Source organism: Candidatus Phytoplasma meliae (assembly GCF_016876135.2).
The window spans coordinates 1-25,550 of sequence record NZ_JACAOD020000012.1 but is presented as its reverse complement, the minus strand read 5'-3'; the positions used below and the strand labels follow the sequence as shown (position 1 = coordinate 25,550).

Sequence of the window (25,550 nt, the reverse complement as noted above, 5' to 3'; positions counted from 1 at the left end):
TTCTATGAAATCATAAAAATTATCTCTACCTTTACGTTCACCACCATTAAAATAAATAGCTAATAAATCATCATCGCTATCTTTAATATACCAATATAAACTACTATTTTTTTCTTGATTATAAGAAGGGGTTGAAGAAATCGAATTTGAATAAGAAGGATTAATGTGTGTTTTAATGTGGTTTAAAACATCTTTTTCATTAGAATTTTGTTCTAATACTACATGAATAATTTCTGTCCCCCTAATGGTTCTTTCGTTAAACTCAGCGTAAGCATAAATAGGTTTTTTTAATAAAAAGAAAATATTTACTAATACAATAAAAACTAATAAAAATCTATATTTTAATTTATAACAAGAGTTTATCATCTTCATAAAACCTCTTTTCTTATTTTATAACGCCTATTGTAACTATTTCCACCCTTAACTGTATTAAGATATCACATATAACAAAGGAAGGTAACAACCAAACATATACAGTTAACTATATTATAACTCGATCATATTTTAAAAGCAAGGGGGCTTAGAAAGCCATTTATGATAAACTTTTTTGATTTCATGGAATTTGAAGAGAATGATGAAAACAGCAAGAGTTTAGCTTATAAGTCAAAAAATTAATTGTATGTAAAATCGTTCTTTTCATTACCTAGCCCTATCCCTAACTTAAATCAACAAAAATGTAACCATTTAATTGAAGTAAAACACAAAGTAACCCTAAACTCAAACGGAATGGAAATCACTGCCCCTTTATACTTAAAAATAAAAGACAGTTACGATACTTTAAAAACTTTCGCAAACCCCGAAAATTATTTTAACATTCTTTTTAAGGTCAATGGCTATGAATATAGCGACACTAAACGACCTTTAATGACGTTAAACTCAAACGGTTTAGGAACACTTGATGTTCAAATTAACCTTGAACAAAAAGAGCTTATTAAAACCAAAGACCCTCAATTAGAATTAATTGTGGATTATGAATTAGTAGATGCTCAAGGTAACGCTTATGGCGGCGGAAGTCAAGTAATCCAAAACAAAATTACTCAAACAACTTAATTAGATATTAAAGGAACAAGGAATTTCCTTGTTCTTTTTTTAGAAAAGAAGCAACTTTTTTAGAAAAGAAGCAACGTGACTACTTCACCTTAAATTAAAAACACACAACCACACGTACCAGCAACAACAACAAAAACACCACCACGAAAGGAGGTCCTAAATGGACAATAAATCAAACACCATCTTCTTCAAACTATTGCTAATTTTAACATTATCTGTCATTTTGTTTTTGGGAGTTTATGTATGGATTCACCACCAAACCCTAGTTACCGTAGAAGAACAAATAACATCTTACGAAAAAAAATAGAAAACCAAAATAAACTCCTCCAAAATCCACCAAAACAAGAACAAATACCTCAAGAAACAATAACCACTCATCCCCCACAATCAAACAACCCTCTCAAACACCACAAAACCCAAAGGTGCCATCATCTTCTTAGACGAATGCGAAACCATCTTCGCTGACTTAAGTGCCCTAGAAGCAGGATCAGAAATTGCCAATGTAGTCAATCAATTCAAAACTGAAATGACATCAACAGATAACGATCCAAACCATCCAATCTTTATCGTAGGAGCAACCAACCACGTAGACCAAATGGACGAAGCCATCAAATCAAGGTTCACCTACAACATCGAAATCAAACCAGGTAACAAAACTGAACGTCAACAATTCTTAGAATTCGTCATGAAAAAAAGAGGGAACCCATACAGCGAAGAAGCCAAACAATACTTATTCAACGTCGTTAACGAATCTCTAGAACGATTGCCGCTTGATCAAAAATACAAAACCGCCAATCGTACCCTAGAAAACCTTTTAAAACAAACAGCTAGCACATTAGCACAATCACGTGGCAATCATGGCCCAAGAAGAACAAACATTACTATCGCCGACTTAAAACAAGCTTACAAACTAACCATCTCTCCAAATACTACAACCTTGGAACAAATCGAAAAAGAACAACCAAAAACATACCAAACAACTAAATCAACCTACAAAAATATAGACTCAACAATCTCCATCTACGAACACGACCCTCACTTAGACCAAAACATTGGACTCCAACTAAATATTTAACAAAACCATCATTTTTGATGGTTTTTTTATTACCAAAACCAAAAAAAAGTTTTCCTTTTTTCAATAGCAATTCCAATGCAAAAACAACAACGAAATTTCTAAACTTACCAGGAATTGCAAAAACCAACAACGAAATTTCAAAACAGACCAAAAAAACAAAAAATCATCATTCCAAAAAAACCAAAAAAATCACCATTCAAAAAAAACTCACCAAACAGACCAAAAAGCTTTTCTTTAATCTACGTGATTTTGACTTTTTACTCTATCATATATAGTAGACAACCAAAAGCCTTTCTTTTAACTATGTGATTTCAACTTTTTACTCTATCATATATAGTAGACAACCAAAAAGCTCAAACTACGTGATTTTGACTTTTTACCTTATCATATATAGTAGGCAACCAAAAAGCTTTTCTTTAATCTACGTGATTTTGACTTTTTACCTTATCATATATAGTAGACGACCAAAAAGCTTTTCTTTTAATTTGTCCTTTTCAACGACACTAAACTTGAACCAAAAAAACATTTTTTCAAAAGTCCAACTTTTTGGTCTAAGTGCGATAAATTATCATTTTGAGGTTTATTATCTAAAAAGATGATATTATTTACAATCACTTTTGTATTTGTTTTCTTTTGACCTTCGTTATTGGTGTATTTTTGGATTGATAAAGTTCCTTCTAGATAAATTTTAGATCCTTTATGTAAATATTTATGCATGTTTTCCGCTTGGGTTCTAAAAGCCACACAGGGGATATATTGCACTTTATCTTTGGTTTGATTAATAGCTAATTGAAAATCTATCTTAGGGATTTGTTCGTTGTTGCTATTAATGTATTGTTTGTCGAGGTCATGAGTGATACGACCAATTAATTGGATTTTATTTAACATAAAATTTATCTCCTTGGATTTATATTTTTTTTAATATTAATAATTGATTAAGTTTTAGTTTTGACGAATTTTAAAACTAATTTCATTTTTGCTTGGAATTTTATATTTCGTTAATGCCAAAACTTATTTTTTTTTAATAGTTTAAAGACTTATTGAGATCAAAAGGGGGCAATTTAATAATTAGTGATTAATAATATGAGGCAAAGATAATAAAAATAAACAATGCAAGAAAAATATTAAAAAAAATAAAATAATTTCTAGTTTCATATAATTTATTTTTTTAATTTATGAATCGCTTTATTTTTAATATTTTTTACTTGTCTTAAAGTTAAATTTAATTTATAGGCTATTTCTTGATTGGAATAACTAGGTTGATAAGAAACATTAATATTTCCTAAAGGAATGCCGAAACTCAATCTAATAATATTGAATTCGTTTTGGCTTAGTTTGGTTTTGAGTTTATTTAAAAATTGTTCGTGATGAACTTGTTTTAACCATAATTGATGAGGATTAGAAATTTGATAATGCCAAACGTGTTTTTCTTCTCGAAAAGAAGTGTTATTGACTTTATGAGTTTTTTGAGGGATTGAAGGGGAATGACTTTTTCTTATTAGTTCATTTATTTCTGATTTGATAGTTGGAGTGGCGTAAGCGATAAAGTCATATCCTAAATCTTGGTAATTATTTAAAGCTTTGATTAATCCTAAGATTCCTTCTTGATATAAATCCTCTCTAGTTAATAAACGCGGATAATATTTAAATCTGTTTACTATCTTATTTACTAACAGTAAATGTAAATTGATTAATTGATTACGAATTCCTAAATTCTTTTTATTTTTTAAAAATACTTTAAATAATTCTTGTCTTAACATTTTATTCCTTTCCAAAAATATTTTTTTTGAAAAGATATGAAAATTATTTTAGTCTTTGAAAAGAAAAAAAGACTAATGACTTAATCATTAGTCTTAAAGAACTTTTAAAAAGTAAAAATTGTCTAAACTTTTGGAACACCACAGTTATTCCCCATTAACAACCATCGAGTCATGGCGATGCATAATGGCAATATGACTTCAAATAACGGACATCACAATACTAATTATGAAATTCAAGCACGTATTTTACAAGAAATGAACCTTGAGCAATCTCAAATAGTACAACAAATTTTTAATGCTAGGAGAAATAATGCCCCTGAAGAGGTTATTAATAATCTTGTAAGACAAAATATGCAATTAAGTCAACGTATTTCGGTTCAACAAATTATTTTACATAACTCTATGCCGCGTGAAAATAATCAAAATCAACAAAACAGAAACAACAACTAAAGACGTTAAATAAGTAAAAATCTAATCACATTTTCTATTTCACTTCCCTTACTAAATCATCTAAAATAAAAACCAAAAAAACAAAGTACAACCAAAAAAAATAAAAAACAACGAAATAAAAACATTAGAAAACAAAAACAACGAAACAAAATCAAAGGAAACCAAATAAACAAGAGGAATATTTTACAAGAGATCGAATTATAAAATTACTGCTTAAAGTTTGTTTGGGTATCGCCGCTTTCGCTTTAACATTATTGGGAGCTATTTATTGGAACATCAATTCTAACCTAAACAAAGTAGAAAAGAGTATAGATAAAGTTGACAACACTTTAACCGATTTCAAAAAAGAAACTAAACAAGATTTTAAAGACACACAATCTAAAATAGATCAAAACTTTAAAGACACAATGGATAAATTAGATAATTTAAATAAAAAATAAGGAGATTTAATTAACGTTTAAATTAAAAACCCCATCAGTAAAGAAAATAAATTAATTACAATTATCCTCAACCCAAAGAACTAATCTTTCAAGATTAGTTCTTTTTTTAACTCACACGTTTTATGTTATAATGAACAAATAAAGGAGAAAAAAATGTATAAAAAAAAAGAACAAATAAAAACTAACGTTTTTGATTTAGCAAACTATTTAATCGAAAAATCACATCAAGAAAAGCAAGAAATAAATAACACAAGATTGCAAAAATTATTATATTACTCTCAAGCTTATTTTTTAGTAAAAAACTCAAAACAACCTTTATTTAATGAGCCGATTGAAGCTTGGGATTATGGCCCTGTGATCCCAGACCTTTACTTTGAATTTAGACAATTTGCTTATGAAAACTTACCGCTTTCTCAAAAAGCAACCAAAAACAAACTAACCGAAAAACAATTAAAAACTTTAGATTTTATATTCAACAAATACAAAAACCAATCTGCTAATCAATTAAGCCAACAAACTCATGCCGAAGATCCATGGCAAAAAAGGTTTCAAAATTTTGATTTTTCTTTAAATAGAATCACAAATCAAGATTTATACAAATATTTTCACAATAAATTTTAAACAATTGAAACAAAATAAAGACGCTTGTTTCAAAAACCCAAAGGTGAAAAGGCTTTTATGAATGATGAACCCTTATTTAAATTCGTTTTTGATAATTATAAATATAAAATTACTGCTCATTTTAAAAGTTTCAAAAACCAAGAAACAATAATTTTAAATAAATTGAAAGAATATTCTAAAAAAACTTTTTCCCAATTAAGTGATGGAAAACATTTCGAAAATTAAAAGATAATGAATTAAAGTTGAAAAAAATCAACCAATTTTGTTGAGAGCCTCAATTTGTGGTTTTAACAATTATCAAAAACTAATTTATCAACTTTATGTTTATAAAATGAGATTAATTGGAATTATTATTAATAATGAATTTATTATTATTTCAATTTTTAAAAAATAAAACTTTCCGCAAGCATTTAATTTTTACCTTTACAACTTATTTTTATATATCCCTCCCCTCAGCTAATCTTCAGATTAGCCCACATTAAACACACACACCACACGTACCAGTGAACAAACCACACCAACGAAGAACAAAAATAAAGGAGATTTAATTAATGCTTAAATTAAAAAAACAATTTAATATAATTTATCTTTGTTTAATAATTTTTATAGGAACGTTATTCCCCATTAACAACCATCGAGTCATGGCGATGCATAACCAAGATAATATCACGAACGAAAAAACCAAAAACAATGAAGCACCTACGAATAAAGAATTACAACAACCAAATGTATTTAAATTATTTATTGAAAAAATAATTATTAAATTAACATTTATAAAAATTGAAGTAAATTTTTAAAACATAAACTTTTTAACCCACACACGAAAGTGAGAAAGAAAAAATAAACTTATGTTATAATAAAACGAAAACAAAGGAAACCAAATAAAATGAAAAACAAAACCCAACAACAAATCAATGTTTTTGATGTAGCTGATTATTTAATCAATAATGTCGACACTAATAAACATAAAATAACTAATATGAAAATTAATAAATTATTGTATTATATTCAAGGTCATTACGTAGCTCAACACGAAAAACCGCTTTTTAAAGAGCCGAACTGTATCGCGGCATTGAACTAAGTATTTTCGATAATACTTTCCTTTATCAAGGCTCACCAATATCATTCAATTATCATGGAAATCGTTGGTCGGCAGATGATTTTGGTTTTAATGGTAACTTCGATATACATTGGGGCAGTGCACGAATTATAAAAACCAATGCTCACTACCACACTTCTCCACCACCATCTCCTCCATCCTTTCCAAGACCATAATTTTTAAAAACAAGACTATCTTAACTGATAGTCTTGTTTTTATACCAAAACCACCAACCAAAGAACTAGATTAATTTCTGGTTCTTTTTTTTATACCAAATTCCAATCTTAAAAGGAGAAAACTAACAACCATGAAACTAATAATTTTCGAAGGACTCGATGGTTCTGGTAAAACAACACTCATCAAACAACTTGCCAACTTACTTCAACAACAAAACAAAGAAGTTATCACACTCAGTGGCCTCGGTAGTTCCACAATCGGCCACCAAATCCGACAAACTTTCTTAACTCACACTAATCTCGACAATCCGACAAGACTTCATCTAAGTCTTGCCAACATGTGCCAAACTCAGCACGAACTAATCGAACCAAACACCAAAACAGACAAAATAATCCTAATCGATAGATGGATCGGTTCTAATTATGCCTATCGAGTCTATCCATCACAAAATCCAACCATCAATCAAATATTCAACCAATCCACCAAAAACTTCATCCAACCAAACATGACAATCTATCTCAAAGTCGATCCAAAAATCGGCCTTAACCGAAAACAAAACCAAGCTAACCATCAACTCGATGTCATCGAAAGTAGTCCTTTATCTTACCATCAGCAAGTTTCTCTTGGATTCCAACACTTTATGAAAAGAAAAGACATTGGTCACAAAATAATCTTAGATACTACAACCAACCAAACCACCAACCACAACATCGAAATCATTCTTTCCACCATCAACAAACTAAAACCAACTCTCACCCTATTATCAACAAACCACAAACCAATTCTCACTTCCACCAAAGAACCAACTTAACCATTAATTCCTCCTCTTTAACCAACACCAAAACTAACGCCAAAACCACCAACTTCAACCAACGCCACTCCTTACCACCATATGCAGAATCAACCACAACCACCAACACACACCCAAAATCGCAATCCATACCACACCACCACCAGCCAAAAACCATTTATCAAAATAAAAAAACACCAAAAACACTCAAAACAGAAAGGAGAAACAAAATTGGAATTTCAAAAAAAAAAAAAACATTTTAAAATAATTTTTATTTTAACAACCATCACCTTATTTTTACTATTAAACAAAATTTTATTTTATTCTCAACCATCAACTTTTACCAAAACTCAAACTGAACCAATTTCTATCACATCAACCGACGAATTAAAAGAACTTTTTCGAAAAAATATGTTTCCAAAAACATATATTCACCACATAATATTATAATAAAATACTGTCTAAGACGTCTTAGACGTCTAAGACTATATATTAAGTATTATATATTCTTTTTCTTTTTATTCTTTTTTTCTTTTTTTCTTGTTTTTCTTTTTCTTTTAAGAAAATTGTTTTATGTGTTGACATTTGTTGTTAACGTGTTATAATATAAGTAATTGATAGTTACAAAAAATAATTTTGTAATTAGCAATTAATTTTTGATAATAAAATACAGCAAAAGTTTAGCTTATAAGTTAAATCGAAAATTAATTGTATGTAAAAATCTTCTTTTCAACATCAACAAAAACCTAAAAAACTAAAAATAAAACTTAATCAACTTATAAAACTGAATAACTCAAAGACTAACTTAACTGTTAGTCTTTTTTCTTTTATATTCTTAAAACTAAGCATCTTTCTTGCAAAAAAAGTATAATGGAATTTGCATAATAAATGCATAATAAAATTAAAATAAGGAAAAGGAAAAGGAATATAAATTAATGCAAAAAATATCAAAAAATAAATTATAATTTAAATGGATAATTAAGGTTTTTTTCTCATTACCCGTTAATAAAAACCTTTAATTATCCAAAAAATTATCAAAATTATGTAACAAATATATTAACTGTGTTAACTTAAGAAACTAATAAATTAACATATTTAATCAACATAAAAAATTATTCCAAAATTAGAATGACTTAAAATACATGTTAAAAAAATACTATTGGAAAACCTTTTGTTTATTAATTACTTTAACAATTCCAATATTAAGTGAACCCAATCATATTGTTTCAGCTAACCCAACTAATCGATTAAAAATTGAAAATCAAGAATTTAGTAGAGTATTAATTGAACCTCGTGTAAATTTGGAACATTTTCAATTACAAGATAAATGGGAACAGTATATTATTAATTCTAGCATCCCTTGCCATGAGGCAGGACATGCTTTAATTGCTTTATTAACCCCTAACACACATACAATTGATTATGTAACCATTATCCCTAATCAATCAACTTTAGGAAAAACCGTATTAAATATAGTAAAATCTCCCAATGAAGAACAAATAAAAGAAAGAATTATGACTTGTTTAGCTGGTAAATTAGCTGAAGAAATAATATGCAATGGGGAAGTATGTGATGAAACTGATGCCAATGATTTCATTAAAGCTCAAAAATACGCACAACAATGGCAAAATCAATATCACCCTGATACAGATTATCAAGTTATTATTGACGAATGTTCTTATAAAGTTTTAGCAATGTTAAAAAAGCATCAAAACTTATTAAATCAAATTATCAAAGAATTAAAACAACAAAAGACTTTAACTGGTTTACAAATAGAATCATTAAGACAAAACGAAATATTTGATATGTTTCCTGTTATTGTATAACCTGTTATTACATAAAAAAATTTAAAACAAAAGAAGTTAACCAAAGCTTCTTTTTTATTATAATATATTTGATTGTTGATTATCTTAATTACTATTTTATTTCTATTTTTAAAGATATCCTATTATTGTTTTTTCAATCACTAATGTTGTTGTCATTTATGATTGGGACAAGATGGTATAGAGTAGGAAGCCAAAAAACTCAAACTAGGTGATTTCAACTTTTTCGGCTAACATATAGAGTAGGAAGCCAAAAAAACTTTTCTTTTAATTTGTCCTTTTCAAAGACACTAAACTTGAACCAAAAAAACATTTTTTCAAAAGTCCAACTTTTTGGTCTAAGTGCGTGTTAATATCGAAAAAAGACTAACTAAAAAGTTAGTCTTTATATAGAAAAAAGGTTTTTTAAAGTATAGTTAGATATATTGTTGAGCATTGTAATAAATAATATCATCATAAACATAAGTCCCTCCATAAAAAGGGCTTTTATATTAAATACAAATAAATTAATATATATGATTAATCATTTTTTTCATAATAAGTTTTAATTAAATCATTTAATAAACGTACACCAAATCCTGAAGCCCAAGAATTATTAAATTCATTTTTTGGTTGCAAACAAACTCCTGCAATATCAATATGTGCCCAAGGAATAAGGTCGCCTACAAAACGTTTTAAAAATTGAGCTGCAGTAATAGAACCTGCACCGCCACCGGCTGAATTAGTCATATCAGCAAATTGACTATTAATTAACTTGTCATATTTTTTATCTAAAGGTAATTGCCAAACTTTTTCTGATGTATTTTTACCTGATTGAATTAATTGTTGGGCTAAATTATCATTATTAGCAAAAAGACCAGCATATTCTTTTCCCAAAGCGACTTGAATAGCGCCGGTTAAAGTAGCTAAATCAACAATCAATTGAGGTTTAATAACAGTTTTACAATACCATAAAGCATCACACAAAACCATTCTACCCTCAGCATCAGTGTTAACCACTTCAATAGTTTGACCAGACATGGAAGTAACAATATCACCAGGTCGTTGAGCTTTGGAGCTCACCATATTTTCAACTAAACCTATAACTCCAACAACGTTAACTTTGGCTTTTCTAGTTGCCAAAGCACGCATTAAACCAACAACAACTGCAGCCCCTCCCATATCGCTTTTCATATCTTGCATTTTCAAGGAAGGTTTAATAGAAATTCCTCCAGAATCAAAAACTACCCCTTTACCAACAATAGATAATGGTTGACTTTCTTTGCTATTTGGATCACCTTTCCATTTCATCACTACTAAATAAGGAGGTCTAGCAGAACCTTGAGCCACCGCTAATAAAGCATTCATTTTTAATTGTTTTAATTGTGGCGTCTCTAAAACTTCAACTTCAATTCCCATTGCTTCTAATTCTTTAATTCTTTGAACAAATTCTTGGGTTCCTAACACATTAGCTGGTTCATTAATTAATTCTTTTGATAAATTAACCCCTTCAGAAATAGCTTTAGTCTCTTGCATATGTTTTTGACAAGCATCAGCTTTTTGAGTTACAACTGTCACTTCTAAATCACTATTTGCTATTGCATTTGTGCGAGTATTTGCTTTTTGATAAGTGTGATAACGATCAAAGGAATAACTTTTTAATAAAACACCCAAAACTAAATTCATAATTTGAGTTTCTGTCACGCTAACACCTAAAGCATCAGTAAAAATAACTACTTTTTTATTTGTTTTAATAGTAGCATAACAAAGGCCACCTATTTTAAGCCAATTTTCATTAGTTATTTCTTCCTTTTTCCCCAAACCTAACACTGTTACACAAGAATAAGGAGATCCTTCCAAAGATAATAATTTAATTTTCGAACCCCAAGCGCCTTCAAAATTTTCAACTGCATAACTTTTTTTAATAATATTTTTAGGATCGACCGTTTCTAAACCAAATAGTTGATCTTCCTTTTGAACTTGTAAAAGGATGGCAGCATTAATGCCATTAGACTGTTCTAATTTTGTTATAAAAGAAATTTTCATATTTTTAATACCCCTGATATGTGATGATTTTTTAATTTTTGAAATTATTTGAAATTATTTGAAATAGTAAAATAGATAAGTAGACATAAGTAGACAAGAAAGCAAGTATATAAATAAATATATATTCTTTCATAGATGATAATGCTTAAAATATAAGGAAGGAAGGGGAAAAAAGTTAATTCTTACTAAATAGTACTAACACTAACAAAGCAAGAATTAATTTGTAACAATTAATAATTTATCTTATTTAATTTATTAATTATTCTTAGTATAACATATGAGAAATAGTTTATAGCAAGAAAATAAAAATAGATATTTGATTTTTACTAATTCTTAGCCCATGTTTAAAAAATTACCAAAAAAGAAAAAAGATAACCTTAAAGGCTATCTTTTTCTAGTGTACTTTCTTGTATGTTTGCTAAAAATAATAATTAGCAATATTAATAATATCAAGACAAATAAAATACCAAAAATCCAAGAAAATAAAATTAAATTGGTTTGCGCAGAAGATGAAGGATTAGTAGGATTTAGATGATGTTCACTGGCGAAAGTATTATATTCAATCTTTAATTCATCTATCTTTGATATGGTATCATTTAAGTTGAGTGTTCTTGTTAAAAGGGTGTCTACTGTATCCATTTTTATTTTTAATGACTCACCAAGATCTGTATTAGGAAATTGAGCAGCTGGTTCTGTTATTTGGTTATTTTTGCGTTTCAAAATATCTATATTTTCATAAATCAACTTAAAAGTTGCTACCCATTTTTTACAGTATAAAACTACTTGATTAAAATTAGGACTATTTTTTTGAGTTAATTCTTCAAGATAAAAAGAAAGGTTTGTTATTTCATTTCTGATATCTTCTAAATATTGTTTAATTTCGTCTAAAAGGTTTTTATTACTTTGTATTTGAGCATTGTTTTTTAAATCTTTTATTTTTGAAATATCATCGTGATAGAAACAGAACGCTTACAGTTTTAAACTGGGTTTTTCTGAGCCTCACACAACACCGTACAAGCAAGTTTCCAAGCATACGGCGTTTATATATTAATTAATACAATCATTAAATATTGATAATATAGACATGAAAAAATAAATAATTAAAGCATTATAAAGCCATGCATTAATCATGTTTTTCATAATTTTTATCTAATAGTTGGTCAATAATAAGTCAATAATAAAAAATAATATTTAAAAAGTAATTAGATTTGTTTGATACTACTTATTAATAATTTATATGAGATGATCAAATGAATAAAAAAATATGAAAAAATGATATATAATATATTTTTTCTTTCGCCTTGTACTTGGCTTTCCCAAGCTCTTAAGTGAGTCAGTTCAATTAAGTATTCCAACTTAATCTTTGAATATCTCACGACTACTATGATTTTGCTTTCTCCTTGAGTCCCATAATCTATAAAAATGGTTTTTCTAGTTTTTTTAAATTCAAAAAGCAAGTAAATACTAGATACTTTTAGGAGGATACAAGTTACTCAAATTATCTACCTATCAATAGTTTTAGGCGAGAAACCTCAAAATAAAGCTATTATTAAAAAGAGAGGTGATATTTTAGGTAATATATCATAATCTTTTGCTATGATGGTAATTTTTATACACGTAAACAATGTATAAAACGCCCTAAAATTACGGTTTTAGCTACTCACCGCAAGCTTTTAAAAGCTATCCTTAATTCCCTTAGACTTCTTTCAAAGTTTATCCATGACTATTTTTCAACTAGCAAAAACACTAAATTAGTAGCTTTTTTTTAGTTTTTTGCGTTTTTTTTCTGCTTTAATCTAGACATTCTTTCGTCTGCTAGACCGAAAAAAGGTTGTACTGCATTACCACAACAGTTGTAATTGGTTAAATTACTCGATAATTTGGCCTCTTTGTCGCCCGTTTACAATTTTTTGATCTTCGTCTTGTAAAGTTTTTGTTACTTCTCTTTGATGAGTTGTTGCCATATTTTTCAAGTTATCTTTAATCTCTTTCATGTCTTTTAACATTTTTTCGCATTTATATTTGATTTCTTCTGTTTGATTTTCTTTATTTAAAATTAAAGTTATTGTTTTTTCCATATCTTCGTCTTGTTCAGAAGCAAAAATAATATGATGTTTACCAAAAAGAAAAATAAATAAAAACCCTAATAATATCAAAATGATAATATGATTTTTATTTTTTACCATATATTTTAAAAAAACACCTACTTTCCTTTTAAAAATTATTTCCAAGAAAACCTTGAAATACTTGAAATAAAAGAATGAAAAGCCAAAACATCATCCCATATCTAATAAAATTATCATTATCTAATCATTCCAATTGCAATTATAACATAAAATAGAGAGTATTTAATATAACAAGACCATGACAAGACCATATTTTTGCTGTCTTTATCAAATAAAAAAACAGACATTTAATAATTACTTTAAGCAAAAGATGATATAATAGAATTGCATGAAAAAAAGAATGCTGTATAGAATTTTTAAAATAGGAGGTTTAAATAATTGTTAAAAAATTTAACTAAAAATAATTATTTAAAATGCTTGGTATTAATTGCTTTATTGTTTGCATCTTGTTTAAGCGCGATAACCACTAACAAGGTTTTTGCATTACAAAATGATGAACAATCTGATCACAACCAATCAAAAACTTTAAAAGCTTCTAGTACAACATATTATGAACTTGTTTCAGAAGATGTGAATTCTTTAAAAGAAAAAGTTACATTAGGAATATCCAAAACTGCTTATGAATTAAAAAAACAATTACTGCAAGCGCTCCCTTCAACTGAACAAAGACACCTTATTAACGGTTATATGAATAAATTACATGAAGAGGTTTTAGATATAGACCATTGGGAAGACTGTCAAATTGATAACTATACTAAACACCAATATGATGCAGAATGGATGAAACAAATAACACAAGATGCTATTACTAACATCTTAAAACAAGCTGTTGCCTTAACCAAAAATGATCCTAATTATAGTGAATATAGCACTGTTTATGAAAAAATTACATCATTAAACACAATATCTTCTTTAGCTCTTAACACCTTAAGATCTCTTTGGTGGCCAGCTTCTTAATCTATCATTAAATCACTTTATCAAACTATTTATGAGTTTTGTTCTCATAAATAGTTTTTTATTATAATAAGATAAATTTATGGTAAAATAACAAGTAAAATACTCAGATATCAAGATTATATGAGCATAAAACTTGTTTTTTTTTTTTTTGGTGTATAATTATAATAATAACTATTTGCAATAGTAATTAATAGTTATTCACACATTAATATTGATAAGAAGAAAGGAGTTAAGTTACAATAGCAAAAAGCTATTGATATAGAAAAAATATTATTAATAATTAGGATAAAAGAAATTAAAAAGCACTTAATTACCCATAGATCACCCATAGAAAGAAGAATAATACATGCCTCAAAACATATATTTAATAATAACCATTTGCATTATTTTAATTGCATCCCTTATATCAATTATAATACATAAAAATAAATCAAACGCAAGCAAACAAATTCAACAACTATCACAACAAATTCGTGATTTAATGAAACCAAAAACACATTTTTATCATGCCATTTATTATGAATTAAAAAAAATAGATTCCATTATTACTAAAATCAACAACCAAGAAAAAGAAGTAATTGTAAAACATTTAACCAATATTTATTCAATTTTAACCAAAAAAATATATCAAAGAAAAAAAATAAACGATATTGAAGAAATGTTATTATTAACTTATGATCAAATAGTAAATTTGTTACATATAAAATATGGTATTCCTGAAGGAAATTATTTCTTAGATAAAACATGTTTGAAAGAAAACCCTTATATTAAAAGATCAGAAGAAGGATTGCAAATTCATCATGTTAAAGAATATCAAGAAAGAGGTTTATCTAAACCTGAAATAGCCAAAAAATTGCCTTTTAAATATCAACAAGAAGATCAATTAGTTTATTGTAATTTAATAGAACATTTTTTATTACATATCAAAATTTGTGATTATTCTAAAAACCCTCATCATCCGGAAGTAGGATTAAAAGGAGCTGAAATTTTAGGAAATATACTAAGAACAAAATACATGAGGAATAATTGGGAACAAGAAGCTTATAAAAGAAAAGCCTATCAAAAAGTACATTATTTAAAATCTTCTTTTTGGAAATGTCATAATTTATTTAAAAGTATTAAAATTTGGAATAAATTTTTTTCTAAATCAATATCATTTGACTTATATCAAACATATGCCAAAGATAATTAAAAATAACTTAAAAAAAGATCAACTTCTAACCCCTAAGTTGATCTTTTTTTATTTTCTCAACCCTTTCTTACAATTATTTATCGCCTTAAAATAACAAATATAAGAAAACAAGTAAAACACTCAGATATAAAGATTATGTGAGCGTAAAACTTGTTTTTTTGATGTATAATTGTAGTTCATAGTTGTTCTTTTCAATTTCTTACCTATTCCTATTCCCCCTTTCCCCCTTGAACAAATCTTAAAACAAATCTTAAATATAACCGCCAATATTTTCATCCAAAATCGTAGCAAAAAAAGAAATCCCTTAGGCAGTGTCTTAGACAGTATTTTATATAATATTATATTAATAATTAATTATATACTAATTTATTTATTATTAATATATATAAACTACTATTATACTAACGTATAAATATAGGATATACAAAAATTCATCATTTGACAATACAAAAAAAAATAAAAAAATGCATTTCTTTTAAATAATTTATTTTATATATTAAAAACAAGAGAAAGTTTAATTACTTTCTCTTTTTTATACTCTTTCGTTAGTCAACCAAAACAAACAATAAGAAGCAATTTACAACTTAAACCAATCAGCAATTACTTTTAAATATTATAGGAAAAATTTAGCATCTATTAAATCTCTTCCCATCAAATCATAATTCTTAGTATACCAATCTTACAATCAAGTCCACATCAACATATTATTTTTTCAGATAAACAACAATCAACAACATAAAAATTCAAAAAAATTATTTTCTTTGAACAAAACTTTGATTTTGGAGTACAATTTAGTTGTAGATGTATCATTATCAAAAAATATTCATTTACTTTATTAAAAAATTATTTGATACTTATAGTTAATTAATTTAATCCTAAACAAAAAAAGACTTTAATTAAACAATATTTAAATTCAAAAAATATAAAAAATATAGGAGTATTATCATGTTAACTAACGTTTATGATCCTTTAAAAGAAAAACAATTACAAATTCTTGATCCTCAAGGAAATATCGTTAAACCTGAATTAGAACCCAAAATTACTAAAGATACTTTATTAAAAATGTATCAAACAATGGTTTTAGGAAGACAAGCTGATTTAGCGGCTTTAAAATATCAACGTCAAGGTAGAATGGGGAACTATTTGCTTAATTCGGGGCAAGAAGCTTCTCAAGTGGGAGCCGCTGCTGCTTTAGAACCACAAGATTGGGTTTCCCCTTATTATCGTGATGCAGGGATTTATCTTTATCGTGGAGTTTCTTTAGAACAATTTTATCTTTATTGGTATGGCAATGAAAAAGGTTCTCAAATAGATCCTAAATTGCGTCTTTTGCCGGTTAATATTATTATTGGCTCTTCCATTAATTTAGGCGCTGGCTTAGCTTTTGCAAGTAAATACCAAAATAAAAAAGAGGTTACTATTGCAACTATTGGTGATGGCGGGACTGCTCATGAAGAGTTTAATGCTGGGCTTAATTATGCTGCGGTTTTTCAAGTTCCTTTAGTAGTTTTGATTCAAAATAATCAATATTCTATTTCTAATCCTCGTAAAAATGTATCAAAAGCGAAAACTTTAGCTCAAAAATGTTATGCTTTTGGTATTCCTGGCATGCAAGTTGATGGTAATGATGTTTTAGCTGTTTATGTAGCAGTTAAAGAAGCTGTCACAAGAGCTCGCGAAGGACAAGGGCCTATTTTAATTGAAAATATAGCTTATCGTTTAGAAGCTCATTCTACTAATGATAATGCTTCTGTTTATCGCAGCAAAGAAGAAGAAATGGAATGGCGTAAAAAAGACCCAATTGTGCGTTTCCAAGCATATTTAATTAAAAAAGGTTATTTGAGTTTGGAACAAGTGAAAGAAATTGAAGAAAAAGCAAAACAAGAAATAGTTGATGCTCATCAAAAAGTAGAACAACATGGTTCTTTAATTGATGTTAAAGATGTGTTTCAATATACTTATGAAACCATGACTCCTCAATTAGAAGAGCAATTAGAAGAATGTCAAGCTTTTTTAAAGGCGCAAGGAAAAGAAGGTAAATAATCATGGCTTTGATGACATTATTGCAAGCAATTAATCAAACTTTAGATAGTCAATTAAAAAAAGATCCTAATATGGTTGTTTTTGGACAAGATGTTGGTAAATTAGGGGGAGTTTTCCGTGTTACTCAAGGATTACAAGATAAATATGGTGAAAATAGGGTTTTTAATACTCCTATTGCTGAATCAGCGATTATAGGAAGCGCCATTGGAATGGCTATGAATGGTTTAAAACCAGTAGCTGAAATTCAATTTGATGGCTTTATTTTTGTGGGGCTTGAAGATTTGTTTGCTCATGCTGCTCGTATGCGTAATCGTAGTCGTGGTACTCGTAGTGTTCCTATGGTAGTTAGAGTTCCTGTTGGTGGCGGCGTTAAATCTTTAGAACATCACTCTGAAAGTTTAGAGGTTATTTTAGGTTCTGTTCCTGGGTTAAAGGTTGTTATACCTTCCAATCCTTATGATGCTAAAGGCCTTTTAATGGCAGCTATTAATGATCCTGATCCAGTTATTTTTATGGAACCAAAACGTATTTATCGTGGTTTTAAACAAGAAGTACCAGAACATGATTATCAAGTTCCTATTGGCAAAGCTAAAATAGTGCAAGAAGGAACCGATATTACTGTTGTTGCTTGGGGGGCTATGGTGTTAGAAACTCAAGCGGCGATTAAACAATTAACTGATACGGTTTCAGTTGAATTAATCGATTTAAGAAGCATCAATCCAATTGATCGTGAAACTGTGATTGATTCAGTTAAAAAAACAGGTCGCTTTTTAGTAGTTCATGAAGCATGTAAAACTTATGGACCAGCTGGTGAATTAATGGCTTTAGTTAATGAAAAAGCTTTCCTTCATTTAGAAGCTGCGCCAGCAAGGGTTACTGGTAATGATATTACTATGCCTTTGGCTAAAGCCGAACATTATCAATTTTTAACCCCTGCTAAAATAGCTGATGCCATTAATAAAGTAGTTTCAGAATGATAGTAGTTAATAAAACAATGAAAATCCAAGGAGAAAATTATGTTTGAATTTAAATTTGCTGATGTTGGCGAAGGTATTCATGAAGGCACCATTACTCAGTGGTTTTTTAAAATAGGAGATGCTATTAAAGAAGGCGATGTTTTGGTTAAAATAGAAACTGATAAACTAGATGTTGAATTGACGGCTCCTGTTACAGGAACTATTCTTAATATGGCTCATAAAGAAGGTGATGTGATTAATGTTGGGGAAACCTTAGTTTTAATTCAAGAACCAGGAGATAGCGAAGAAGATGTTAAAAAAGCAAGTACTATGAGTAATAAAGCAACGGTAACTCCTCAAAAAGAAGCAGCTGTTCAGGAATCTGAGTCTGTAGCGACTTCTTCTGTTGCTGCCACTTCTCAAAAAATATTGGCAACTCCATTAGTAAGACGTTTAGCCAAAGAATTAAGAATTGATTTAGCAACTATTAAAGGAACTGGTTTGGGGGGCAAAATCTTAAAAGAAGATATCATCCAACAATCAAATCACAATGATGTTTCCAATCATCATGTTGAAGTAGTAACTCCTCTAACAGCTACAACCACTTTAGAAGCTCCTGAAATTATTAAAATTTCTCGCCTTCGCAAAGCAATCGCTCAAAAAATGGTGCTTTCAAAAAGTACTATTCCTGAAGTTACTTTAATGGATGAAGTTAATATTAGTGATTTAGTTGCTTTAAGAAAACAAGCTAAACCGCAAGCAGAAAAAGAAGGAATTAAACTTACTTTTATGGCTTTTATTATGAAAGCCGTTGCAATTACTTTGCAAGAATTCTCTCTTTTTAATGCTAGTTATGATGATAAGAAAGAAGAAATTATTTTAAAGAAATTTATTAATTTAGGAATTGCAGTCGATACTAAAGATGGCTTAATTGTTCCTAATATTAAAAACGCTAATAAATTACAGCTTTTAGAATTAGCTAAACAATTACAACAAGTAGCTCAAGAAACTATTGAAAGAAAAGTGCAATTAGAACAATTACAAAACGGGACCTTTACTATTACTAATTTTGGCTCTTTAGATCTTAGCTACGGTACTCCTATTATTAACCATCCTGAAGTAGCTATTTTAGGAGTTGGTAAAATTTCTAAAAAACCAATTGTAGATAATAATCAAATTATTATAGCCGATATGTTACCACTTTCCTTAGCAGTTGACCATCGTATTATTGATGGGGCTGATGGAGGAAGATTTTTAAAACGAATTAAAGAATTACTATCTTCACCTACTTTATTACTTTTAAATTAAATAAGAAAGTATAAACTAATTATGAAAAATTATGATATTGTAGTTATTGGTGGTGGGCCAGGAGGGTATGTAGCAGCTATCAAAGCGGCTCAAGCCGGTGTTAAAGTGGCTTTGGTAGAAAAACATAAATTAGGCGGTATTTGCCTTAATTATGGATGTATCCCTACTAAAACGTATTTAAAAAGTGCTAAAATATATCAAAATGTACAAAAAGCAAATGATTTTGGTATTATTGTGAATCAACCTCCATCTTTTAATTGGCTTGCTATTCTTAATCGCAAAAATAAGATTGTTGAGCAATTAACTAATGGTATTGCTTTTCTTTTAAAAAAAAATAAAATTGATCTTTATTATGGGATGGCAACCGCTCTTTCCCCTCAAGAAATCTCAGTTAATCAAGATATTTTACAAACTAAAAAGTTAATTATTGCAACTGGTGCTACTGCTTTTATTCCTCCTATCAAAGGGGCTTTAGAAAGTTATCAAAAAGGGGTTTTAAAAACTAGTAAAGAATTGTTACAATTAGATAAATATCCTAAAAATATCATTATTATTGGTGGTGGTGTTATTGGGGTTGAATTTGCTACTCTTCATAAAACTTTTGGCTCTGATGTTACTATTTTAGAAAGACAAGCCACTATTTTAAATGGGGCTGACCATGATATTGTTGATGCTTATACTAAACGATTAAAAGCTGATGGTATTCAAATTTTAACCCAAGTAGAAATCAACAGCATCAAAGGACATCAAGTAACATATACTCATCAAGATGCTCAAGTAACTAAAGAAGCTGAAGTTATTTTAATGGCTGCTGGTATCAAACCTAATTTAGCAGGATTAGAAAAACTTAATTTACAAATGGAACGCAACAGTATCGTGACTGATCATTTTTTACAAACATCTATTCCTAATGTTTATGCTATTGGTGATGTTAATGGTAAACATATGTTAGCTCATGTTGCCAGCCATGAAGGCATTATCGCTGTGATGCATGCTTTGGGCAAAAGCAACACTCATGGGATTAATTATCAACGCATTCCTTCATGTATTTATGGTTTTCCTGAAATCGCTTCTATTGGTATTACTGAAAAAGAAGCTCAAATGCAAAAAATTGATTATAAAGTATCCAAAGTTCCTCTGAGTGCTATTGGTAAATCTTTGGCTGATGGGGAAAAAGAAGGTTTTGCAAAACTCATTGTTGATGCTAAACATTTAGAAATTTTGGGTATGCATATTTATGCTTATAATGCTACAGAATTAATTAGTGAAATTTCGGTGGGGATGGAATTAGAAGGAACTGCTTATGAATTATCAGAAGCGATTCACCCTCATCCGACATTATCTGAATTAATTTTTGAAACTCTTTTAGGTGCTATTGATAAACCTATTCATGCTTAAAAATTACTATATCACTTTAAAATTATCAAAGACTAACTGTTTAAGTTAGTCTTTTTATTTATTTCATTTCCATTATTAAAAGAAGAACATAAAAGGAAGATACATGATATGTTAATCGATACTCACGCTCACTTAAATCTTAAAATATATGAAAAAGATTTAGATCAAGTTTTATCAAAAGCGTTGCAAAATGATGTGCAAAGAATGATTGTGATAGGCATGGATGAGGCAAGTAATCAAAAAGCTTTTGCTATGGCCCATCGTTATCCTCAAATGATGATTGCTTTTGGTATTCATCCTTGTTCTTGCTTAACTTTAGAAAAACCAGAAAATATTCTTAAATATCTTCATCATCCTCAAACAGTGGCTATTGGCGAAATTGGTCTTGATTTACACCATCGGCAAGATAATTTAGCTTTGCAAAAAAAGTTTTTTCAAACACAAGTAGAAATAGCTATTCAACATAATTTACCTATTATTATTCATGCTCGCAAGTCTTTTGAAGAAATTTATCGTCTTTTGTTGCCATATAAAAATAAAGTAAGAGGTGTTTTTCATTGTTTAGTTTTTAGTGTTCAAGAAGCTCAAAAAGCTTTAGAATTAGGTTTTTATATTGGTATTGGTGGAGTTGTTACTTTTGAAAATGCTAAAACTGCTCATGAAATTGCTAAAATTATTCCTTTAAATAGAATTTTATTAGAAACTGATGCCCCTTATTTAACTCCTTTCCCCTTTCAAAAAGAAAGAAATGAACCAGCTTATATTAAAGTTATTGCTGATCGTATTGCTTTTTTGCGAAATATTTCTTTGCAAGAAGTAGCAGAAACAACTAGTAATAATGTAGCTCAATTGTTTTTAAATAAACTCACTTAGGTTATTTTTGAATGGGCAGAAATTAGATTAAGAGAGATAATTGCTTATATTAAAAGAGGATATACTCCTAAAAAATATTTCTCTAAAGGGATTCAAGTAATTAAACAAGGACAAATTAGAGGGGGGCATTTAATTTATCTAAAAAATATTATTCTGAAAATTGTCCTTCTGATAAAATATTAAAAATAAATGATATTTTAATTTCATTAAGAAAGGTTATTTGATTATGATAAAAAAAATTATTAATAGCGTTATTTTTGCTATAATAGGAATTGTTATTGGCGCTGTAAGTGGTGCTATATTATATATAGAAGCGTTGAAAAATGAACCGATATATCAAGTAAAAAAAGGAGTTAATAACGTTAATAGAACGATTTTGCAAAATTCAACAATTGATAAACATTCAAAACCAAATGCCTATGAAGAAATGTTGCATGCATGGTTTAATTTCATAAATTCATTGCAAAATAAAAATGAGAACAATTAAAAAATGTAAATTATTATATTTATTTAAATAATATGATCAACTTTATTTATTAAGGACGTAAAGATAGGATATAGTGTTTAAATTAATTAATTGTTAATGTATAGAACAAGCTAGAAATATTATTAAAGTAAATAAGAAATTATTAGATAATATCACTAACTTGCCATTAGGAAAGAGAATTATTATTAAAGAAGAAATTGAAAAGTTATTTGAGTTCATGTTAATTGATAAAGTTTTTAGATTAAAATAAAAAATAAATTAAAGAAGAGACTTTTTAAGGTCTTTTTTTTTTTTTTTGCAAAATATTTTTTGAAATCAACGCATTTTGTAATAAAGTGATTTTTGTGGATAATAGCAATTTAACTAAATTCAAAATAAAACCTAAAAAATAAGAAAATAACTCAATTAAAAATTAACAAAATCATTTTTTGAGCATAAAACTTGTTTTTTTTTTGGTGTATAATTATAGTTAATAGTTATTTTAAGAATAAATTTTAAGAATAAAATAGCTATCAAATTGTAATTAGAAAGGTTAGAAAATATGCATAAATTAAAAGAAGTGATTGTTAAACATAAAAAAATTATTATCATTTGTTTAACAATTATAGTTGTGATAAGCGTTATTACTATTTTTTTATGTAAAGATTATAATTCAAGCCAACAAGAAAATAAAGAACAAGATAAAATGCGTAAACATATAGAAAACGAAATGTCTTTTCAGTTTCAAGATAAAATTCCTAATGACGGGCAATTAGTTTTTTTAAATTTTTTTGAAAAACCGCAAAACTCAAATTGTTTAACAAAAAATAAAAATTTTAGAAAAAGTTTGTATCATTGCATTGATCGAGAGAAGTTAAATGTGTCAGTTCCGACATCTAGTTTATTTACTAAAGCGTTGTTTAAAAATAATAAGGCATATATGCCTAATGGTGTTTTTTCTTTAAATCGCGAAAGCCAAACTATTTATGAAGAAGATAATTTACAAACTATTGGTTATGATTTTGATAAAGCTTTAAAATCCCTTGAAGACGCTTGGAATGAATTAACTCCAGAAGAGCAGGGTGCTAGTTATAAAATTCAATTATTCGTAGATGATGATTATGAATATTTTTCTAAAAATCCTCAGTTAACTACAAATTTGGTTAATCAAATTAACACTTTGTTTCAAAATTTTATTGAAAAAAATACAAAATTAACCTTTCAACAATTACAAATCACAACAACGACATCATCTGAAATTATGAATATGCGTTTACAGGTAATGCCTGAAATGGATGAATATAACGAAGAGGACTATTTTTGGCATATGATAACTTCTGTATATAATATTTGCGATTCGCAAGATAAAATAATTTTCGATTTATCATCACTTCAAAAATATTTAAAAGAAAACCAAAATCATAGCATAATTGATTCAAACATTACTTCTGGCAAACAACCTGAAACTAATTCTCCTTATGAGCAACAATATCCAGCATTTTCACTTGATGATAATTATAAAGCGACTTTGGAACAATTTATATGTTTTCATGACAACGTAATATTACAATTATTACCAAGAGAAAATATTGGAACACAAAATTTAAATCATGAATTAACGCAAATACGACATAAAACTTATGATGAAATATTTCAAAAAATACTTGCTTTTGAACATAAACAATTTTTTCATATTCCCCTTGCTTGTATTAAGTTAAATCTAATGGAAACAAATTAATATTTATGAAAAAATTTAAATCATATTTTAGCAAATTAACTTTAAGAAATATTATTTTATTATTAATTATTTTTAATATAATTGTTTTTATATTAGAATTATTAAATAGATATGTCTTAAATCCTCATGTTGATAAAGGGATTTATAAATTTAAAAATTTTCATTTTATTGTGATGATTTTAAAAAATAATATTCAAAATGAAATAAAATTTTTTTTATCTCCTGTTATTAGTTTATTTTTATTAGGTTATTGGGGTGAAAGATTTTTAGCAGATGGTTCTTTTACGCGTAAATCTCAAATTTCTTCTTCTCAAAAATCTCTTTTTACTTTCCAAGATGTTGCTGGAAACGAAGAAGAAAAAGAAGAGATGCAAGAATTAATTGATTTCTTAAAAAATCCTTATAAATATGAAAAAATAGGAGCTTCAATTCCTAAAGGGGTTTTATTAGAAGGTCCTCCTGGAACAGGAAAAACCTTACTTGCCAAAGCAGTAGCGGGTGAAGCGGGAGTCCCTTTTTATGCCGTTTCAGGTTCAGAATTTGTTGAAATGTTTGTAGGAGTTGGTGCTTCACGAATTCGTAAATTATTTGAAGAGGTGAGAAATCATGCTCCTTGTGTCTTATTCATTGATGAAATCGATGTTTTAGGAGGAAAAAGGGGTGGCGGAAATAGTGGCGGCTCCCAAGAAAAAGACCAAACCTTAAATCAACTTCTAACTGAAATGGACGGCTTTAATTCTTCTAAAGGAGTTTTAATTATTGGAGCCACTAATAGAAAAGACATGCTAGATGCTGCTTTACTTCGTCCTGGTAGATTCGACCGTCAATTTACTGTTGGTTTACCTGATGTCAAAGCAAGAGAGGCCATTTTAAAAGTGCATGCTAAAAACAAAAAGTTAGCTCAAGAAGTCGATTTATCACAAATCGCCAAACAAACTCCTTATATGAGTGGAGCTCAACTTGCTTCTGTATTAAACGAAGCATCTATTTTAACAGTTCGCAATAATAAAACATTAATTACAAATGAAGAATTATATGAAGCTATAGATAGAGTGTTAATGGGTCCTGCCAAAAAATCACGTAAATATGATGAAGATGAGAAAAAAATGGTTTCATATCATGAAGCAGGACATGCTGTCATTGGATTGAAATTGAAGCATGCTCAAAAAGTCCAAAAAGTAAC

At 28.2% G+C, this 25,550-nt stretch carries 25 protein-coding genes and 3 pseudogenes; 22 read left to right on the top strand and 6 right to left on the bottom strand.

The window, feature by feature from the left end; genetic code table 11:
- Positions 1 to 372: pseudogene (locus tag CHTY_RS02665) on the bottom strand (hypothetical protein); the annotation flags it as partial.
- Positions 373 to 615: 243 nt separating this feature from the next.
- Here CHTY_RS02665 and CHTY_RS02660 point away from each other — a divergent pair.
- The 3 genes and pseudogenes from CHTY_RS02660 to CHTY_RS02650 all read left to right on the top strand — a co-directional run.
- Entirely contained in the window at positions 616 to 1,050 is a 435-nt protein-coding gene (locus tag CHTY_RS02660) for a hypothetical protein (RefSeq protein WP_203552381.1), read from the top strand.
- A 243-nt stretch (positions 1,051 to 1,293) separates the two neighbouring features.
- A complete protein-coding gene (locus CHTY_RS02655; protein WP_203552380.1) occupies positions 1,294 to 1,515 on the top strand; it encodes a hypothetical protein in 222 nt (73 codons plus the stop codon).
- A pseudogene (locus CHTY_RS02650) lies at positions 1,472 to 2,002 on the top strand (AAA family ATPase); the annotation flags it as partial. The gene CHTY_RS02655 and the pseudogene CHTY_RS02650, both read left to right, overlap by 44 nt.
- A 684-nt stretch (positions 2,003 to 2,686) precedes the next feature.
- On the opposite strand, the pseudogene CHTY_RS02645 reads toward CHTY_RS02650, so the two are convergent.
- Positions 2,687 to 3,013, bottom strand: a pseudogene (locus CHTY_RS02645) (single-stranded DNA-binding protein); the annotation flags it as partial.
- 272 nt (positions 3,014 to 3,285) lie between these two features.
- Positions 3,286 to 3,885, bottom strand: coding sequence for a sigma-70 family RNA polymerase sigma factor (locus CHTY_RS02640; protein ID WP_203552378.1), 600 nt, complete (start codon positions 3,883 to 3,885; stop codon positions 3,286 to 3,288).
- 171 nt (positions 3,886 to 4,056) lie between these two features.
- On the opposite strand from CHTY_RS02640, the gene CHTY_RS02635 reads away from it, so the two are divergent.
- The 9 genes from CHTY_RS02635 to CHTY_RS02595 all read left to right on the top strand — a co-directional run bounded on the left by CHTY_RS02635 (position 4,057) and on the right by CHTY_RS02595 (position 9,288).
- Positions 4,057 to 4,335: an effector protein gene (locus CHTY_RS02635; protein WP_246454096.1), complete on the top strand. Its 279-nt coding sequence runs from the start codon at positions 4,057 to 4,059 to the stop codon at positions 4,333 to 4,335.
- Positions 4,336 to 4,559: 224 nt separating this feature from the next.
- Complete coding sequence (locus CHTY_RS02630) at positions 4,560 to 4,775, top strand: hypothetical protein (protein ID WP_203552377.1); 216 nt, start codon at positions 4,560 to 4,562, stop codon at positions 4,773 to 4,775.
- A gap of 153 nt (positions 4,776 to 4,928) precedes the next feature.
- A complete protein-coding gene (locus CHTY_RS02625; protein WP_203552376.1) occupies positions 4,929 to 5,396 on the top strand; it encodes a Panacea domain-containing protein in 468 nt (155 codons plus the stop codon).
- 57 nt (positions 5,397 to 5,453) lie between these two features.
- Complete coding sequence (locus CHTY_RS02620; protein ID WP_203552375.1) at positions 5,454 to 5,621, top strand: hypothetical protein; 168 nt, start codon at positions 5,454 to 5,456, stop codon at positions 5,619 to 5,621.
- 326 nt (positions 5,622 to 5,947) lie between these two features.
- Positions 5,948 to 6,193: an SVM family protein gene (locus tag CHTY_RS02615; protein ID WP_203552374.1), complete on the top strand. Its 246-nt coding sequence runs from the start codon at positions 5,948 to 5,950 to the stop codon at positions 6,191 to 6,193.
- Positions 6,194 to 6,282: 89 nt separating this feature from the next.
- On the top strand, positions 6,283 to 6,477 hold the full coding sequence (locus CHTY_RS02610) for a Panacea domain-containing protein (RefSeq protein WP_203552384.1): 195 nt from the start codon (positions 6,283 to 6,285) through the stop codon (positions 6,475 to 6,477).
- Between the two features lie 325 nt (positions 6,478 to 6,802).
- Positions 6,803 to 7,483 (top strand): dTMP kinase, encoded by a 681-nt coding sequence (tmk, locus tag CHTY_RS02605; protein ID WP_203552373.1) that lies wholly within the window; start codon positions 6,803 to 6,805, stop codon positions 7,481 to 7,483.
- Positions 7,484 to 7,564: 81 nt separating this feature from the next.
- Complete coding sequence (locus CHTY_RS02600; RefSeq protein WP_203552372.1) at positions 7,565 to 7,912, top strand: hypothetical protein; 348 nt, start codon at positions 7,565 to 7,567, stop codon at positions 7,910 to 7,912.
- A 692-nt stretch (positions 7,913 to 8,604) separates the two neighbouring features.
- The gene (locus CHTY_RS02595; RefSeq protein ID WP_203552371.1) at positions 8,605 to 9,288 is read left to right on the top strand and encodes a M41 family metallopeptidase; all 684 of its coding nucleotides are present in this window, start codon (positions 8,605 to 8,607) and stop codon (positions 9,286 to 9,288) included.
- A gap of 516 nt (positions 9,289 to 9,804) precedes the next feature.
- On the opposite strand, the gene CHTY_RS02590 is transcribed toward CHTY_RS02595, so the two are convergent.
- The 3 genes from CHTY_RS02590 to CHTY_RS02580 form a co-directional block, all read right to left on the bottom strand.
- Complete coding sequence (locus CHTY_RS02590) at positions 9,805 to 11,310, bottom strand: leucyl aminopeptidase (RefSeq protein ID WP_203552370.1); 1,506 nt, start codon at positions 11,308 to 11,310, stop codon at positions 9,805 to 9,807.
- Positions 11,311 to 11,694: 384 nt separating this feature from the next.
- Positions 11,695 to 12,030, bottom strand: coding sequence for a hypothetical protein (locus tag CHTY_RS02585; protein WP_203552369.1), 336 nt, complete (start codon positions 12,028 to 12,030; stop codon positions 11,695 to 11,697).
- A gap of 1,148 nt (positions 12,031 to 13,178) precedes the next feature.
- Positions 13,179 to 13,496, bottom strand: coding sequence for a hypothetical protein (locus CHTY_RS02580; RefSeq protein ID WP_203552368.1), 318 nt, complete (start codon positions 13,494 to 13,496; stop codon positions 13,179 to 13,181).
- A 318-nt stretch (positions 13,497 to 13,814) separates the two neighbouring features.
- On the opposite strand from CHTY_RS02580, the gene CHTY_RS02575 reads away from it, so the two are divergent.
- The 10 genes from CHTY_RS02575 to CHTY_RS02530 all read left to right on the top strand — a co-directional run.
- Positions 13,815 to 14,393, top strand: a complete 579-nt coding sequence (locus tag CHTY_RS02575) for a hypothetical protein (RefSeq protein WP_203552367.1) — start codon at positions 13,815 to 13,817, stop codon at positions 14,391 to 14,393.
- A 346-nt stretch (positions 14,394 to 14,739) separates the two neighbouring features.
- Positions 14,740 to 15,585 carry an SAV1803-related protein gene (locus CHTY_RS02570; protein ID WP_203552366.1) on the top strand — a complete coding sequence of 282 codons (846 nt, stop codon included), beginning with the start codon at positions 14,740 to 14,742 and terminating at the stop codon, positions 15,583 to 15,585.
- Between the two features lie 945 nt (positions 15,586 to 16,530).
- Positions 16,531 to 17,628: a pyruvate dehydrogenase (acetyl-transferring) E1 component subunit alpha gene (pdhA, locus tag CHTY_RS02565; protein WP_203552365.1), complete on the top strand. Its 1,098-nt coding sequence runs from the start codon at positions 16,531 to 16,533 to the stop codon at positions 17,626 to 17,628.
- 2 nt (positions 17,629 to 17,630) lie between these two features.
- Entirely contained in the window at positions 17,631 to 18,605 is a 975-nt protein-coding gene (locus tag CHTY_RS02560) for an alpha-ketoacid dehydrogenase subunit beta (RefSeq protein ID WP_203552364.1), read from the top strand.
- A gap of 39 nt (positions 18,606 to 18,644) precedes the next feature.
- Positions 18,645 to 19,892, top strand: coding sequence for a dihydrolipoamide acetyltransferase family protein (locus CHTY_RS02555; protein ID WP_203552363.1), 1,248 nt, complete (start codon positions 18,645 to 18,647; stop codon positions 19,890 to 19,892).
- 21 nt (positions 19,893 to 19,913) lie between these two features.
- Positions 19,914 to 21,290, top strand: a complete 1,377-nt coding sequence (gene lpdA, locus CHTY_RS02550) for a dihydrolipoyl dehydrogenase (protein WP_203552362.1) — start codon at positions 19,914 to 19,916, stop codon at positions 21,288 to 21,290.
- Positions 21,291 to 21,398: 108 nt separating this feature from the next.
- Entirely contained in the window at positions 21,399 to 22,163 is a 765-nt protein-coding gene (locus tag CHTY_RS02545) for a TatD family hydrolase (protein ID WP_203552361.1), read from the top strand.
- Positions 22,164 to 22,389: 226 nt separating this feature from the next.
- Positions 22,390 to 22,650 (top strand): hypothetical protein, encoded by a 261-nt coding sequence (locus tag CHTY_RS02540; RefSeq protein ID WP_203552360.1) that lies wholly within the window; start codon positions 22,390 to 22,392, stop codon positions 22,648 to 22,650.
- 541 nt (positions 22,651 to 23,191) lie between these two features.
- Complete coding sequence (locus tag CHTY_RS02535) at positions 23,192 to 24,367, top strand: periplasmic substrate-binding domain-containing protein (protein ID WP_203552359.1); 1,176 nt, start codon at positions 23,192 to 23,194, stop codon at positions 24,365 to 24,367.
- Between the two features lie 5 nt (positions 24,368 to 24,372).
- On the top strand, positions 24,373 to 25,550 hold a 1,178-nt coding region (locus CHTY_RS02530), incomplete at its 3' end, for an AAA family ATPase (protein WP_203552358.1).

Coding starts and splice junctions, on each gene's coding strand:
- CHTY_RS02590 (WP_203552370.1), bottom strand. CDS start 11,310: ATGAAAATTTCTTTTATAACAAAATTAGAACAGTCTAATGGCATTAAT.
- CHTY_RS02555 (WP_203552363.1), top strand. CDS start 18,645: ATGTTTGAATTTAAATTTGCTGATGTTGGCGAAGGTATTCATGAAGGC.
- CHTY_RS02635 (WP_246454096.1), top strand. CDS start 4,057: ATGGCGATGCATAATGGCAATATGACTTCAAATAACGGACATCACAAT.
- CHTY_RS02625 (WP_203552376.1), top strand. CDS start 4,929: ATGTATAAAAAAAAAGAACAAATAAAAACTAACGTTTTTGATTTAGCA.
- tmk (WP_203552373.1), top strand. CDS start 6,803: ATGAAACTAATAATTTTCGAAGGACTCGATGGTTCTGGTAAAACAACA.
- CHTY_RS02655 (WP_203552380.1), top strand. CDS start 1,294: ATGGATTCACCACCAAACCCTAGTTACCGTAGAAGAACAAATAACATC.
- CHTY_RS02620 (WP_203552375.1), top strand. CDS start 5,454: ATGAATGATGAACCCTTATTTAAATTCGTTTTTGATAATTATAAATAT.
- CHTY_RS02535 (WP_203552359.1), top strand. CDS start 23,192: ATGCATAAATTAAAAGAAGTGATTGTTAAACATAAAAAAATTATTATC.
- pdhA (WP_203552365.1), top strand. CDS start 16,531: ATGTTAACTAACGTTTATGATCCTTTAAAAGAAAAACAATTACAAATT.
- CHTY_RS02570 (WP_203552366.1), top strand. CDS start 14,740: ATGCCTCAAAACATATATTTAATAATAACCATTTGCATTATTTTAATT.
- CHTY_RS02600 (WP_203552372.1), top strand. CDS start 7,565: ATGCAGAATCAACCACAACCACCAACACACACCCAAAATCGCAATCCA.
- CHTY_RS02610 (WP_203552384.1), top strand. CDS start 6,283: ATGAAAAACAAAACCCAACAACAAATCAATGTTTTTGATGTAGCTGAT.
- CHTY_RS02560 (WP_203552364.1), top strand. CDS start 17,631: ATGGCTTTGATGACATTATTGCAAGCAATTAATCAAACTTTAGATAGT.
- CHTY_RS02640 (WP_203552378.1), bottom strand. CDS start 3,885: ATGTTAAGACAAGAATTATTTAAAGTATTTTTAAAAAATAAAAAGAAT.
- CHTY_RS02615 (WP_203552374.1), top strand. CDS start 5,948: ATGCTTAAATTAAAAAAACAATTTAATATAATTTATCTTTGTTTAATA.
- lpdA (WP_203552362.1), top strand. CDS start 19,914: ATGAAAAATTATGATATTGTAGTTATTGGTGGTGGGCCAGGAGGGTAT.
- CHTY_RS02595 (WP_203552371.1), top strand. CDS start 8,605: ATGTTAAAAAAATACTATTGGAAAACCTTTTGTTTATTAATTACTTTA.
- CHTY_RS02580 (WP_203552368.1), bottom strand. CDS start 13,496: ATGGTAAAAAATAAAAATCATATTATCATTTTGATATTATTAGGGTTT.
- CHTY_RS02545 (WP_203552361.1), top strand. CDS start 21,399: ATGTTAATCGATACTCACGCTCACTTAAATCTTAAAATATATGAAAAA.
- CHTY_RS02540 (WP_203552360.1), top strand. CDS start 22,390: ATGATAAAAAAAATTATTAATAGCGTTATTTTTGCTATAATAGGAATT.